This is a genomic window from Spirillospora sp. CA-294931 (genome assembly GCF_050946795.1).
GTDB lineage: Bacteria > Actinomycetota > Actinomycetes > Streptosporangiales > Streptosporangiaceae > Spirillospora.
The window spans coordinates 495,449-508,684 of sequence record NZ_CP192006.1; the positions used below are offsets into that span (position 1 = coordinate 495,449).

Genomic DNA, 13,236 nt, shown 5'->3' on the forward strand with positions numbered 1-13,236 from the left:
TTTTCACCGAGTTCCCCAGCGGGATCAATGCGCTCGGGTAATAAGAATTCCGCCGAAACCCACCCCCGATTGAGTGCCGAGCTCCAGCACGGCGTCGGCCGTCCGGCGGACGACCTCCGGGCTGTGCGTGATCATCACGATCCCCAGGCCCTCGTCCCGGAGGCCGGTCAGCAGGTCGAGGACGGCGTCCCGAGTGGCCGCGTCCAGGGCCGCGGTGACCTCGTCGCAGATCAGGAACGCGGGCCGCGCCGCCAGCGCCCGGGCCAGCGCCACCCGCTGCCGCTGACCCCCCGACAGCTCGCCGGGAAGGCGCCGCGCGTACTCGGCGGGCAACTGGACGGCCTCCAGGAGCAGCGCGACCTCGGCGTCCACCTCCTCGGCCGCCCGCATCCCATGAAAGAGGAGCAGCGGCCTGGAAAGCGCCGTCCGCACGTCCTGCCGAGGATGCAACGCACCCGCCGGATCTTGCGCAACGAGCTGGACGGCTCGTCTGGCTTGGGGAGAACCCAGAGGCGGCCGAGGCCGGAGTTGAATCTCGCCGGATAGCGGGCGGTGCAGGCCGGCCAGGCAGCGGGCGAGGGTGCTCTTGCCGCTTCCGGACGGGCCGATCACCGCCAGGCACTGGCCCCCGGCGACCTCCAGCGACAGTCCGTCCAGGACGCGTGGGCCGCCGGGATGGGCCGCCACCAGGTCGCGGACGATGAGTTTGGACGTGCTGGGAGTGGTCTTTCTGCGCGGGGGCGGGGGCGCCTGGCCTGGTGCGGTGCCCATTGTGAGGACGTGGTCGACCTCGTCGCGGACGGCGTCCAGGTCGTGGGTGATCCAGAGGAGTGAGACGCCGTCCTCGCGCTGGGACGCCAGCTCTCGGTGCACCTCGGCGGCGGCCTTCGGGTCGAGGGCGCTGGTCGGCTCGTCGAGGACCAGCAGGCGAGGGCGGCGGGCCAGGGCGACGGCCAGCGCCACTCGCTGTTGCTGGCCGCCCGAGAGCTGGTGCGGGTAGCGGCGGGCGAGGGCGGGGTCGAGGCTGACGCGTTCCAGTAGCTCCGTGACTGCCGCTGTTCGTTTGGAGCGTGGTCGTTTGCCCATGGCCGTGAGCAGCAGGGACCCGACGCGCTGGTACGGGTTGAGAGTGGTTGCGGGGTCTTGGCCTAGGTAGGCGACGACGTTGCCGCGCCACCCGGGGGGTGGGTCGGGGAGGACGTCGCGTCCGGCGACCTGGACCGTGCCGCCGGTGTGGGTGACTCCCTCGCGGAGGTGGCCCAGCAGGGCGAGGGCGGCCGTGGTCTTGCCGGAGCCGGACGGGCCCGTCACCGCGATCGACTCGTTCTGGGCCAGGTCGAAGCTGAGGCCGTCGACGACCGTGGCGCCTCCGGCGTCGAGCCGCAGGCCGTCCACCCGGACGAGGAGCTCGCTCATGCCAGCACCGCCCGGCTCCTGGTGAGGAGGTCGTCGGCCAGGAGGTTGACGGTGATGCCGAGGGTGGCGACCAGGAGGACGGGCGCGGCCAGGGCGAGGGGCTGGAGGTCGGCGCCGGGGAGGGCCTCGATGATCAGCGTGCCCCAGTCGGAGCGGCCGGAGCCGCCGAAGCCGAGGAAACCGGCCGCGGTGACCAGGTGGATCGCCATGACGAAGCGCATCCCGAGGTCGGCGAGGGCGGGTCCCGCGACCAGGGGGAGGAGTTCGCGGCCGAGGAGCCAGGGCAGGCCCTCGCCCCGGGCGATGGCGGCCTCGACATGGCCCCGGCCGACGATGGGGGCGGCGGACGCTCTGATCACGCGGGCCGACAGCGGTGTGCTCGCGATGGCGACCGCCAGGACGATCCCGGCGCGGCCGGGGAAGGAGGCCAGGGTGAGGAGCAGGACGAGCAGCGGCGGCAGCGCGGCGGCGGCGTCCAGGGGACGCAGCAGCGCGCCCTCCGCGCGGGCCCGTCGGGCCCCGGCCAGGGCGGCGGCCAGGCCGATCGTGGTTCCGGCCAGCGAGCCGAGGACGGCCGCGGCCAGGCTGGTCACCAGGACCGGCGGGCCGCCGTGCAGCAGCCGGGACAGCACGTCGCGTCCGAGCTGGTCGGTGCCGAGGAGGGCGCCGGGGCCGGGGGCCGTGTAGGGGGCGCCGACCGATTCGGTGGCGGTGTGCGGGGCGAGGAAGGGGCCGAGCAGTGCGGTCACGATCACCGCCAGGAGGACGGCCGCGGCGGCTCTTCTCATCGCGCCGCCGTCCGCAGGGACGGGACCAGGGCCCGCGTTCCCAGGTCGGCGAGCGTCAGGGCCAGCAGCATCGCGGCGCCGAGGAGCATGGCCAGGGCCTGGACGACCGGGAGGTCGCCCGTCTGGACGGCGGTGACGAGCACCTCGCCGATCCCCGGGTAGCTGAAGACCCGTTCCACCAGCACGGCCCCGCCGATCAGGCCGACCCCGGCGGTGAGCCACACCTGCGCCGCGACCGGCAGTACCGCCGGGAGGACGGCGCGGACCATGACCGTGCGCGGGGCGAGGCCGTTCAGGCGCAGGAACTCCACGTGCGGGGCGCGCAGCGCGGCGGCCGTGGCGGCGCGGATGATGCGGCCGGAGTAGCCGAGGGCGAGCAGCAGCAGGCTGGCGACGGGGAGCACGAGCACCTCGGGTACCGACAGCGGCCCGTCGCCCGCCGGGACCAGCGACACCGCGGGGAACCAGCCGAGCCCGGCGGCGAAGACCAGCACCAGCCCTCCGGCCAGCACGAACTCCGGAAGCGAGACCACCAGCAGCATCGCGGCCGACAGGAGCCGCCCGTCGGTCCGCTCGCGGCGGACGCCCGCAAGCACGCCGAGCGCCAGCGAGGCCGGGACCAGCAGGACGATGGTCAGCCCCGCCAGCAGCAGCGAGCCGCCGAGCCGCTCGAAGACGATGTCGGCGACGGGGCGTCCCGTCGCGGAGGTGCCGAGGTCGCCGCGGAGCAGCCCGGCCGCCCAGTCGAGGTAGCGCTCCAGGACCGGGCGGTCGAGGCCGAGCCTGGCCCTGGCCTCGGCGACGCGCTCCGGGCCCGCCTGCCCCATCCGCGCCGTGACCGGGTCGCCGGGCAGCAGGTCCACGCCGACGTGGACGAGCAGCGACAGCGGCACCAGCAGCGCGACGGACACGGCGGCCCGGCGCAGCGCGAGCCTCATGCCGAGAATCCCGCCTTGCCCAGGAACGGGTACTTGGCCGAGTCCCGCACCTCGATGCCGGTGACGGTGGCGCGGGTCAGGCTGAGGACGTCGCCGCGTCCCCACACGATCCAGTTGCCGCGCACGGTCATGACGCGCTGCGCGTCGAGCCAGGCGCGCTCGCGCTCCTTGGGGTCGTTGGTCGCGTTGGCCGTGGTCAGGGCGCGGTCCAGGTCGGGGTCCTTGAAGGCGAGCGAGGGGTAGGCGGCCGAGCGGTTGAAGATGACGCTCAGCGGGTGCGGGCCGAGCGGGAAGGCCAGCAGGTCGGCGGCGGCGAGGCCGTCGGCGTCGAAGTAGGCCGTGGGCGCGACGATCTGGGCCTTGGCGTCCAGTCCGATCGCGCGCAGCTGCTCGGCGAACAGCTCGGCCGAGGAGTTGAGCCCGCTCTCGTAGTCGGCGCTGCGGATCGTCAGCTTCGCGCCCTCGGCGCCCGCCTCCTTCAGCAGCGTGCGGGCCCTGGCCAGGTCGCGGCCGAGGACGGGCGTCTGGGCGGCGAAGTACTGGGCGCCGTGGCCGAACAGGTCGTTGCCCACGGTGCCGTAGCCGAGGAAGACCCGGTCGACCAGGGCCTGGCGGTCGACGGCGAGGCGGAGCGCCATGCGCGCTCGGGGGTCCGAGAAGGGCTTGCGGGTGGTGTTGAGCACGAAGCCGTAGCCGGTCCGCTGGTTCTCGCCCGCGCCGCGGATCTCCAGGCCGGACGCTCCCGCGCCGGTCTTGGCGAGGGTGAAGGGGATGTCGGAGGCGTACTCGGCCTGCCCGCCGCGCACCGCGTTCGCCCGCGCCTGCGGGTCGTCCACGCTGAGGACGACCAGCGTGTCGGCGTTGGGCGGGCCACCCCAGTACCGGTCGTTGCGCACGAGCCTGGCCTCGCGTCCGGGGGCGAACGCCGCCACCTTGAACGGGCCGGTCCCCACGACGGCCTGGCCTGGACGGAACGACGTCGTGCCCTTTTTGATCACCGCGAGCGAGGCGCCGGCGAGCAGCCCGGCGGGGTCGCCCACCGGGCGCTTGGTGGGCACCTTCACCGTGAGGTCGCCGGTGGCCTCGGCCTTGGCGACGTCCAGGAACCCGGTCAGCTCGCTGGGGTGGGGGCGGGACGGCGAGGCCAGCATGGCCAGGGTGTGCACGACGTCGGCCGAGGTCAGTGGCGTCCCGTCATGCCAGGTCACGCCCTGGCGCAGGGTCAGCACGAACGACCGGGCGTCGGCCGCGGGCCGGGCGCTCACCGCCAGCGCCGGGGCGACCCGGCCGCCGACCAGGGTGAAGAGCCGGTCGAACACCACCAGGCCCCGGGCCAGGTCGGCCGGGCTGTAGGCGATCAGGGGGTCGAGCGTCTCGCCCGCGCCGCCTCCGGTGAAGGCGAGCCGCACGGTTCCGCCCCGGCGGGCGGGCGCCGAGCCGCCTCCCCGGACCGGTCCCTCGGATCCGCCGGACGAGCCGCACGCGGCCAGCAGGCCTCCGCCCGCCGCCAGGCCCGCGGTGGCCCCGGCGAGGCGCAGTGCCTCGCGTCGAGTCAGGGTCACGGGGACCTCCTTCTTGTGAACGCTGTACGCAGCAGGTTAGGGTGACCTTACCATCACAAAGGTGATAATCATTATCAAAGCCTAGTTTGCCAGGCTTTGTCCAAGTCGCCTTGGATGAGCAACCCCTGAACACCACGCGTACGTCGTACGCGTCCCCACGGAGCAAGGAGGGGCGATGGCGGCCTCCACGACCCCGGCGCGCGACCCCGGTCAGGCGCTGCGCGGCGTCCTCACACCGGTGCGGGGCCGCCTGATCGGCTCGATCGCCACGGCCGCCGCGGCGGCCGTGCTCGGTGTGGCCGGCTTCGCGCTGATCACGCTCGCCCTGAAGGAACTGCTGACCGACGACCCCTCAGGACGGCGGGTCGCCCTGCTGCTCGGCGGTGCGCTCGCGGGCCTGCTGGCGCGCTTCGCGTTGCGCGCCGCGGCCTTCCACGGCTCCCACATCGCCTCCTTCGACCTGGAGGTCCACCTGCGCCGCCGCCTGGCCGAGCACCTGGGGCGCATCCCGCTCGGCGAGGTGCGCGGGCTGGGATCGGGGGCGGTCAAGAAGGTGATGCAGGACGACGTCCGCGCGCTGCACATCGCGGTCGCCGACGCCGTCCCGCTGCTGGGGTTCAGCCTCGCCCAGCCCGTCGCCGCCCTGGTCGCGCTCGGCGTCCTGGACTGGCGGCTGCTGCTCGCCGTCCTGGCGATCGTCCCGCTGATCATGATCGGGATGCGGCTCGCCTCCCGCGACTACGCCGAGAACCGCCGCCGCTACGACGAGGCCAACGAGGCCATCAACGCGGCCGTGGTCGAGTTCGTCCAGGGCATGCCGGTGGTGCGCGCCTTCGACGACGGCACGGTCTCCTTCCGGCGCTTCGCCACCCGCGTCCGCGAGTTCACCGCCGCCACCGCCGCCTGGCAGGACGACAGCCGGGCCGCGATGATCTTCTCCCGGATCGCGATGGCACCACTGGCCACGCTCCTGGTGGTGCTCGCGGTCGGCACCTGGCTCACCGCCGACGGGTCGATGTCGCCCGCCACGCTCGTCGCCGCGCTGATCCTCGGCACGCTGCCGGTCGAGTCGGTGCTGCCGCTGATGCACCTGTCCCACCACATCAACGAGTCCAAGGCCGGTGCCGCGCGGATCGCCGACCTGCTCGACATCCCGCCCCTGCCCGCCCCGGAGAACCCCGCCGAGCCCGCCGACGGCTCGATCTCCTTCCAGGCGGTGCGCTTCTCCTACACCCGAGACCAGGGACGTCCCGCCCTCGACGGGGTCGACCTCGACATCCCGGCCGGGACCGTCTGCGCGCTGGTCGGCTCGTCGGGATCGGGCAAGTCGACGGTCGCGCGGCTCGTCCCGCGCTTCTGGGACGCCGACGAGGGCCGAGTGCTGGTCGGCGGCGCCGACGTGCGCGACATCGAGCCCGAGGTCCTGCTGCGGCACGTCTCGATGGTCTTCCAGGACCCGTTCCTGCTGGAGGACACCGTCGAGGCCAACATCAGGCTCGCCCGCCCCGACGCCACCGGCGCCGAGGTCGAGGCCGCCGCCCGCGCCGCCCGAGCGCACGACTTCATCGTCGGCGACCTGCCCGACGGCTACGCCACCCGCGTGGGGGAGCGGGGCTCGCGGCTGTCGGGCGGGCAGCGGCAGCGGATCACCATCGCCCGCGCCATGCTGGCCCGCGCGCCCATCGTGATCCTGGACGAGGCCACCGCCTTCGCCGACCCGGAGAACGAGGCCGCCATCCAGGACGCCGTCGCCGAGCTCACCCGGGGACGGACCGTCGTCGTCATCGCCCACCGGCTGTCGACCGTCGTCGACGCCGACCAGATCGTCGTCCTGGACGAGGGCCGCGTCGCCGAACGCGGGACCCACACCGAACTGCTCGCCAAGGGCGGCCGCTACGCCCGCCTCTGGGAACACCACGAACGCGCCAGGTCCTGGGGCCTGGGCGCCGGGAAGACGGCGGTGAACCGATGAAGCGGATCCTGCGGTTGATGCTGCTCGCCGCGGGCGGACACCGCCGCGACTTCCAGCGGTCGCTGCTGGCCTCGCTGATCGCCTCGATCGTCCAGGCGCTGGCCTACGCCACCCTGATCCCGCTGCTGTACGAGCTGACGCGTCCCGAGGTCGATCAGAGCGCGGCCTGGACGTGGTTCGGCGCGTTCGCGGCCTGCTACGTGGTGGAGACGCTGTTCCGCCTCTACGAGCTGCGCTTCGAGTACGGCCAGTGGGCCGGTGTGCTGGAGGACGTCCGGCTCCGGCTCGGCGAGAGCCTGCGCACCATGCCGCAGCGCGAGCTGGAGCGCCGCGCCTCCGGCGACCTGACCACCGTGGTCGGCGGCAACGTCGCCAACGCCACGATGGGCGCGTCCACGATCGGTCTGCTGTTCCTGCAACTGGTCACGGTGCCCGCCGTCCTCGGGGTGATCATCCTGGCGGTGGACTGGCGGCTGGGCGCCGTCCTGGCGGTCTCCACCCCGTTCGCGCTGTACTTCGTCCGCCGCATCCAGCGGGCCTCGGGCTCCGGCTTCCGCAGGGTGGACGCCGCCGACGCCCGGGCCGCCGACCGGATCGTCGAGTACGTCCAGGGCCTGCCGGTCCTGAAGGCCACCGGCCAGACCGGCGCGGCGTCCCAGCGGCTCTCCGAGGCGCTGCACGCGCAGGGAGAGGAGATGACCGCCCTGCAGAACCGGCTCACCTGGCCCGGCGTGCTGGCGTCCTCGGCCGTGCAGCTGTGCCTGGTCGCCATGGTCGCCACCGGCGCCGCCCTGGTGCTCGACCTCGACCTGCGGCCCGCGCTGCTGGTCGCGGTCGTCGCGGGCGCCGTCCGCTTCGCCGAGCCGCTGGCCACCGCGTCCACCATGACCGCGGTCTTCGAGCTCACCGACGCCGCCCTCGAACGCGTCGGCGAGGTCCTCACGGCCGAGCCGATGCCCGCGGGCGACCCCGAGGCCCGCATCACGGCGCACGACCTGGCCTTCGACGCCGTCACCTTCGGCTACGACGACACGCCCCTGCTGCGCGAGGTCTCGTTCACCGCCCCCGAGCGGAGCCTGACCGCGCTGGTCGGGCCGTCCGGCTCGGGCAAGACGACGATCACCCGGCTCCTCACCCGCTACGCCGACCCCGGCGGCGGGACCGTCCGGATCGGCGGCACCGACCTGCGCTCCCTCGACCCCGCCGAGATCTACCGCCACGTCTCGGTCGTCTTCCAGGACGTCTACCTCTTCGACGACACCATCCGCGCCAACATCGCGATGGCCCGGCCCGACGCCACCGACGCCGAGATCGAGGCCGCCGCCGAGGCCGCCAACGTGCACTCCTTCGTCACCCGGCTGCCCGCCGGGTACGACACCCGCGTCGGGGAGATCGGCGGCTCCCTGTCCGGCGGCGAGCGGCAGCGCATCTCCATCGCCCGCGCGATCCTGAAGGACGCGCCGATCGTCCTGCTGGACGAGCCGACGGCCGCGCTCGACACCGAGAGCGAGGTCGCGGTGCAGCGCGCCATCGACGCGCTGGTCGCCGACAAGACCGTCCTGGTCATCGCGCACCGCCTGACCACCGTCGCCGGGGCCGACCAGATCCTCGTCCTGGAGGACGGCCGCGTCTCCGAGCGCGGCACCCACGAGGAACTGCTCGCCGCGTCCGGCCGGTACGCCGCCATGTGGGCCGCGCAGACCCGCGCCCGCCATTGGCGCGTGCCCGCGTCCTGAGGCGGAACGGCGGGCGGTAACGTCGGAGGCGACCGAACGGAGAGGGCCACCATCATCGCCAGTCCACCCAGCACCAACAGGCCGCGGCGCCGCTTCAACAAGACGGTGATCGTCAACCGGGCGCTGGCGCTGGTGCGCAGCGACGGGCTGGCGGCGGTGTCGATGCGGCGGCTGGCCGAGGAGCTCGGCACCGCGCCGATGTCGCTGTACCGGCACGTCCCCGACCGCGAGGCGCTCATGGTCGCGCTGCTGGACGAGGTGGCCCGTTCCATCACGCTGCCGCCCGAGGCCGGCGACCCGCGCGCCGACATCACCGCGGTGCTCGGCGCGATCCACGACTCGCTGTGCCGCGACGCGTGGGCCGTCCCGCTGCTGGTGTCGGAGAAGCTGGCCGGGCCGTCGATCATGCCCGCGCTGGAACGGCTGTTCGCCGCGCTGGGCCGCGCGGGGCTCAGCCCGCGCGACAGCATGGTCGCCTACGCGCTGCTGTGGCACTACACCGTCGGGGAACTGCTGTACTCGCACGCCGACGCCGAGGACGAGACCTTCGCCCGCCGCATGGTGCGCGGCGCCGACCCCGAGACCTATCCCGCGCTGGCCGCGGCCATGTCGGCGATCCCGCCGGGACGCCCCGGCGACTTCTTCACCGAGAACCTCCAGCGCCTGCTCGACGGCCTGCTCCCGCCCGTCGCCCGTCCCTGAACGGCCCCGCCCGCCCGACATCCGCTGCTCTTGGCGCGTCCCCGACGACGATTTCGCAGCTCCGGACCGGACCTCTTTCTGAGACCGCGAGTCCTGTAATGGGCCGATGAGCAGGGAAGTTCTGGAGGGTCGCGATGAACGTTGTCAGTGGCGAGAGCACATTGCCGTCCTTTTACGTATCGGCGTGACAATCCCGGAATGACCTTCTGGGGCATCCTTGTGGGACTCGGGGTATCACAACGGTCCGTCACGCGAGGAGGCCGGTCGATGACGCAGCCTGATCTGGACGTCCGTCCGTTTGAAACGATCCCGGCGGAACTCGTCCGGCGGATGCGCCCCCTGGTGGGCGAGGCCGCCGACGAGCTCCTGGCCGACCTGAGGACCGACGGCGCCGACGACGTCCCGGCGGTCGAGATGCGCGAGAGCATCATGGCCGGCCTGCGGGACTTCTACGATCTGGTGGAGAACCCCCGATCGGCCTGGCGGCGCGTCGCCGCCGCGCACCGCGAGCTCGGCAGGGAGATGGCCATCAAGGGCCGCGACCTGGAGGAGCTGCACCGGGCGCTGCGCCGCGCCGCACGGGCCGCCTGGCGGACCCTGACCTCGCTGGCCGAGTCGCTCGACGTCGACCGCGAGACCCTCGGCCGGATCGCCGACGCCCAGTTCAGCTACATGGACGCCGTCGCCGCGCAGGCCGCGCTCGGCTTCGAGGCCGAGGCCGAGACGGTCGGCAGCGTGGAGACCCTCTACCGCCGCCGCACCCGGCTGCTGCACCTCCTGCTGGACGACGCCGCACCCGACCCCGAGCTCATCGCCGACGCCGCGCGCGCCGCCCACTGGCGCATCCCCCGCACGGTCGCCGCGGTGGTCCTGCACCCGAGAGAGGGCACCGGGATCCGCCCGCCCGCGCTGCCGCCGGACGTGCTGGTCGACCTGCGGCGATCGGGGCCCTGCTTCGTCCTGCCCGACCCGGAGGGGCCAGGCCGCGACAAGCTGCTGGAAGCGCTCCTGCGCGATTGGATCGTGACGATCGGCCCGACGCTGCCCGCGGTCAACGCCGCCGAGTCGCTGCGCTGGGCCCGCGAGGCCCTGGCGCTCGCCCGGCGCGGCGCGCTCCCCGACGGGGAGGTCGTCCGGTGCATGGACCACGTCCCCGCCCTGGTCATCTTCCTGGCCGAGGACCTCATCGAGCACGCCGCCGACTCCCGGCTCGCCCCGCTGCGCGAGCTGCCGCCCGTCCAGGCCCAGCGGCTGTCGGAGACGCTGCTGTCGCTGCTGGAGACCAACTTCAACGCGACCGAGGCCGGCAACCGGTTGCACGTCCACCCGCAGACCGTCCGGTACCGGCTGCGCCACTTGGAGGAGCTGTTCGGGTCCGACCTCCAGGACCCGCGCCGCTGTCTGGAGCTGGAGATGATCCTCAACGCTAGGACGCCCCGCGCGTCCGTCCCGGCCCCGCCCGCCAAGGCCCTCACGAACCAGCTCAAGGGCCGCCTGCGGCCCGAGCCCAAGGTCGCGGTGCTCAGCGGCCGGGTCCGGACCGCGGCGGGAGAGCTCACGTGATGGAACCCTCCGGCATCGGTGAACGCGCGCTCGACGTGGCCAGGACGGCCACCATCCTGGCCCGCAGCGGCCTCTGGAAACCCGGGGCGCCCCCCAAGGTCGCCCGCCAGCTCTCCGCGCTCAAGCGCTGGGGCACCCTGCTCGGCGGGACGGTCGCCTCGGCGGCCGCCCGCGACCCCCACGCGATCGCGATCATCGACGACGGCGGCGAGCTGACCTACGCCGAGCTCAACGAGCGCACCGACCGGCTGGCCGTCGCGCTCGGCAAGTTCGGCCGCCCGTCCCGCATCGCCGTCCTGTGCCGCAACCACCGCGGCATGGTGGAGACGCTGGTCGCGTGCAGCAAGCGCGGCGCCGACCTCGTGCTGCTCAACACCGGCATGAGCAACGCCCAGCTCCTGGACGTCCTGCGCCAGCAGCAGGTCGAGCTGGTCATCGCCGACCCCGAGTTCGCCGAGTTCCTCGACTCCGTGCCCGACAAGATCACCGTGGTCCTGGCGGGCGGCCCCGAGTCGGGCCTGGCCGAGCTCATCGAGTCGGCCCCGGCCGAGGATCCCGAACCGCCGTCCACCCCGGGCCGGACGATCGTGCTCAGCTCGGGCACAACCGGCCCGCCCAAGGGCGCCGACCGGCGGACCAAGCCCGGCATCAAGCCGCTGGCCTCGATCCTGTCGCGCATCCCCTTCCAGGTGCACGAGCGCATGCTGATCGAGGCGCCGCTCTTCCACACCTGGGGCTACGCGACGCTGCAGATCGCGGTCTCGCTGCGCGCCACCGTCGTCCTGCGGCGGCGCTTCGACCCCGAACTGACCCTCCGGACGATCGAGGTCACCCAGAGCACGGCGCTGATCGCCGTCCCGGTGATGCTCCAGCGCGTCCTGGAACTGCCCGGCAACACCCGGCGGCGCCACGACACGTCCTCACTGCGCATCGCCGCCGTCAGCGGCTCCGCGCTGCCCGGCCCCCTGTCTACCGCGTTCATGGACGCCTACGGCGACCTCCTCTACAACCTCTACGGCTCGACCGAGTCGTCCTGGGTCACCATCGCCACCCCCGCCGACCTGCGCGCCCGCCCCGGCACCGCCGGAACCCCGCCCCCCGGCACCCGCGTCGAGATCCTCGACGACGAGGGCAACCCCGTCCCCGCGGGCGCCACCGGACGCATCTTCGCCGCCAACGAACTGCTCTTCCAGGGCTACACCAGCGGCGACTCCAAGGAAATGCGCGACGGCCTGATGAGCCTGGGCGACGTCGGCCACCTCGACACCGAGGGCCGCCTCTTCGTCCAGGGCCGCGACGACGACATGATCGTCTCCGGCGGCGAGAACGTCTTCCCGAGCGCCGTCGAGGAGGTCCTGACCGCCCTCCCCGAGATCCGCGAGGTCGCCGTGATCGGCGTCCCCGACGAGGAGTTCGGCCAGCGCCTGGCCGCCTTCGTCGTCCTCAACCCCGACCAGCGCCTGGACGCCGACGGCGTCCGCACCGCCGTCCGCGACCGCCTGGCCCGCTACGCCGTCCCCCGCGACGTCCACTTCGTCACCGAACTCCCCAGAAACGCCACCGGCAAAGTGGTTCGCGCCCGCCTCACCGACTAACCCTCACGCCCCCAGAACCGCCCCGCCTCACCTCCAGGCGGGGCCTAAGCGAGTGTGGGACGCCCTCTGCCCTTGGTCGGTAGTGGCGTTGCTCCATGCGCGCCGGGCGGCCCTGCGCACTGGGTCATCACGCATCCGTTCTCGGCGTGTCGCGCGTGTCGCCGCCCCATGCGCCAAGTGGCGTTAGTGGTGTAGCTCGGGTGGGCGCGGCGTGTCGTCCTCGCCCCACGCGGCAGTCGAGCAGCGTGACCACAAACCCCAGCCACCGGGGGCGAGGGGCGTAGCCCCAAAGGGGTCCAGGGGGCGGAGCCCCCTGGGCGGGAGTTTGAGGGCGGCAGCCCTCGACGCGTCCGTGGCGCGCCCGGAGCGAGCGCCAGCGAGTGAGGACGCGCCGTGGGCGCGCCTGGGGGTCTGGGGGTTGGGACCCCCAGGTAAATTCAGACCACAAACCAGAGGTGGGTTTCGGATTCGGAGCGGTCCAGGCCCCATTCGGTGGCCAGGGCGTCGATGACGGCGAGGCCGCGGCCGTGGTCGATGCGGTTGCGGCCGTGGACGTCGAGGTCGCGGGGGCCCTGGTCGCGGACCTCGACGCGGAGGCGGACGCCGTCGGTGCAGATGGTGACGCGGATCGTTCCCGTGCCGTGCAGGACGGCGTTCGCGATGGCCTCCGCCGCCATCAGTTCGACGTCGTCGACGGTGCCGGGGTCGGCGATGACCTTGGCGGCGCGTTCCCTGATCTCCTTGCGTGCGGCCTGGCCCTCCGCGCGTCCCCGGTCGATGTCCAGGTGGGCGCCCAGCCGCTCCATCGCGGCGGTCATGCCCTGACCGGCTGCGGATCACGGCGGGTGGATGAGACGGTGTCTTGCATGCCGAGCGTCACGGGATCACCACTCTGAGAGATCGGAAGCGCATCGCAATCATTCCCCTGCAATGAGTGATCGATCAATGCACTGTGCATTGCGAT

Annotated in this window: 10 protein-coding genes; 5 read left to right on the forward strand and 5 right to left on the reverse strand. The window is 73.3% G+C overall.

Translation table 11 applies throughout. The features are described 5' to 3' along the window. Window positions 1-24: 24 nt before the first annotated feature. From ACQPY4_RS02345 to ACQPY4_RS02360, 4 genes are read right to left on the reverse strand one after another with little or no spacing between them, the layout of a single operon-like run. On the reverse strand, window positions 25-1,416 hold the full coding sequence (locus tag ACQPY4_RS02345; RefSeq protein ID WP_433331885.1) for an ABC transporter ATP-binding protein: 1,392 nt from the start codon (window positions 1,414-1,416) through the stop codon (window positions 25-27). After that, window positions 1,413-2,204, reverse strand: coding sequence for an ABC transporter permease subunit (locus tag ACQPY4_RS02350; RefSeq protein WP_433331887.1), 792 nt, complete (start codon window positions 2,202-2,204; stop codon window positions 1,413-1,415). The genes ACQPY4_RS02345 and ACQPY4_RS02350 overlap by 4 nt, the downstream gene beginning before the upstream one ends. Continuing rightward, window positions 2,201-3,142 (reverse strand): ABC transporter permease, encoded by a 942-nt coding sequence (locus ACQPY4_RS02355; protein WP_433331889.1) that lies wholly within the window; start codon window positions 3,140-3,142, stop codon window positions 2,201-2,203. The genes ACQPY4_RS02350 and ACQPY4_RS02355 overlap by 4 nt, the downstream gene beginning before the upstream one ends. Next, complete coding sequence (locus ACQPY4_RS02360) at window positions 3,139-4,704, reverse strand: ABC transporter substrate-binding protein (protein ID WP_433331891.1); 1,566 nt, start codon at window positions 4,702-4,704, stop codon at window positions 3,139-3,141. The genes ACQPY4_RS02355 and ACQPY4_RS02360 overlap by 4 nt, the downstream gene beginning before the upstream one ends. Window positions 4,705-4,879: 175 nt before the next feature. On the opposite strand from ACQPY4_RS02360, the gene ACQPY4_RS02365 reads away from it, so the two are divergent. From ACQPY4_RS02365 to ACQPY4_RS02385, 5 genes are all read left to right on the forward strand, one after another. Continuing rightward, window positions 4,880-6,676 (forward strand): ABC transporter ATP-binding protein, encoded by a 1,797-nt coding sequence (locus tag ACQPY4_RS02365; RefSeq protein WP_433331893.1) that lies wholly within the window; start codon window positions 4,880-4,882, stop codon window positions 6,674-6,676. Beyond that, window positions 6,673-8,412: an ABC transporter ATP-binding protein gene (locus tag ACQPY4_RS02370; protein WP_433331895.1), complete on the forward strand. Its 1,740-nt coding sequence runs from the start codon at window positions 6,673-6,675 to the stop codon at window positions 8,410-8,412. The genes ACQPY4_RS02365 and ACQPY4_RS02370 overlap by 4 nt, the downstream gene beginning before the upstream one ends. Window positions 8,413-8,517: 105 nt before the next feature. Then, window positions 8,518-9,114, forward strand: a complete 597-nt coding sequence (locus ACQPY4_RS02375; RefSeq protein ID WP_433331897.1) for a TetR/AcrR family transcriptional regulator — start codon at window positions 8,518-8,520, stop codon at window positions 9,112-9,114. 267 nt (window positions 9,115-9,381) lie between these two features. Further along, on the forward strand, window positions 9,382-10,677 hold the full coding sequence (locus tag ACQPY4_RS02380) for a helix-turn-helix domain-containing protein (protein WP_433331899.1): 1,296 nt from the start codon (window positions 9,382-9,384) through the stop codon (window positions 10,675-10,677). Then, window positions 10,677-12,272 carry an AMP-binding protein gene (locus tag ACQPY4_RS02385; RefSeq protein ID WP_433338772.1) on the forward strand — a complete coding sequence of 532 codons (1,596 nt, stop codon included), beginning with the start codon at window positions 10,677-10,679 and terminating at the stop codon, window positions 12,270-12,272. Before ACQPY4_RS02380 ends, ACQPY4_RS02385 begins: the two co-directional genes overlap by 1 nt. A 437-nt stretch (window positions 12,273-12,709) precedes the next feature. On the opposite strand, the gene ACQPY4_RS02390 is transcribed toward ACQPY4_RS02385, so the two are convergent. Then, window positions 12,710-13,090: an ATP-binding protein gene (locus ACQPY4_RS02390; RefSeq protein WP_433331901.1), complete on the reverse strand. Its 381-nt coding sequence runs from the start codon at window positions 13,088-13,090 to the stop codon at window positions 12,710-12,712. Between the last annotated feature and the right edge of the window lie 146 nt (window positions 13,091-13,236).

What these genes read in the sequence shown, in the direction of transcription:
- ACQPY4_RS02345 (WP_433331885.1), bottom strand. Translation starts at nt 1,416, where the DNA reads ATGAGCGAGCTCCTCGTCCGGGTGGACGGCCTGCGGCTCGACGCCGGA.
- ACQPY4_RS02350 (WP_433331887.1), bottom strand. Translation starts at nt 2,204, where the DNA reads ATGAGAAGAGCCGCCGCGGCCGTCCTCCTGGCGGTGATCGTGACCGCA.
- ACQPY4_RS02355 (WP_433331889.1), bottom strand. Translation starts at nt 3,142, where the DNA reads ATGAGGCTCGCGCTGCGCCGGGCCGCCGTGTCCGTCGCGCTGCTGGTG.
- ACQPY4_RS02365 (WP_433331893.1), top strand. Translation starts at nt 4,880, where the DNA reads ATGGCGGCCTCCACGACCCCGGCGCGCGACCCCGGTCAGGCGCTGCGC.
- ACQPY4_RS02370 (WP_433331895.1), top strand. Translation starts at nt 6,673, where the DNA reads ATGAAGCGGATCCTGCGGTTGATGCTGCTCGCCGCGGGCGGACACCGC.
- ACQPY4_RS02380 (WP_433331899.1), top strand. Translation starts at nt 9,382, where the DNA reads ATGACGCAGCCTGATCTGGACGTCCGTCCGTTTGAAACGATCCCGGCG.
- ACQPY4_RS02385 (WP_433338772.1), top strand. Translation starts at nt 10,677, where the DNA reads ATGGAACCCTCCGGCATCGGTGAACGCGCGCTCGACGTGGCCAGGACG.
- ACQPY4_RS02390 (WP_433331901.1), bottom strand. Translation starts at nt 13,090, where the DNA reads ATGACCGCCGCGATGGAGCGGCTGGGCGCCCACCTGGACATCGACCGG.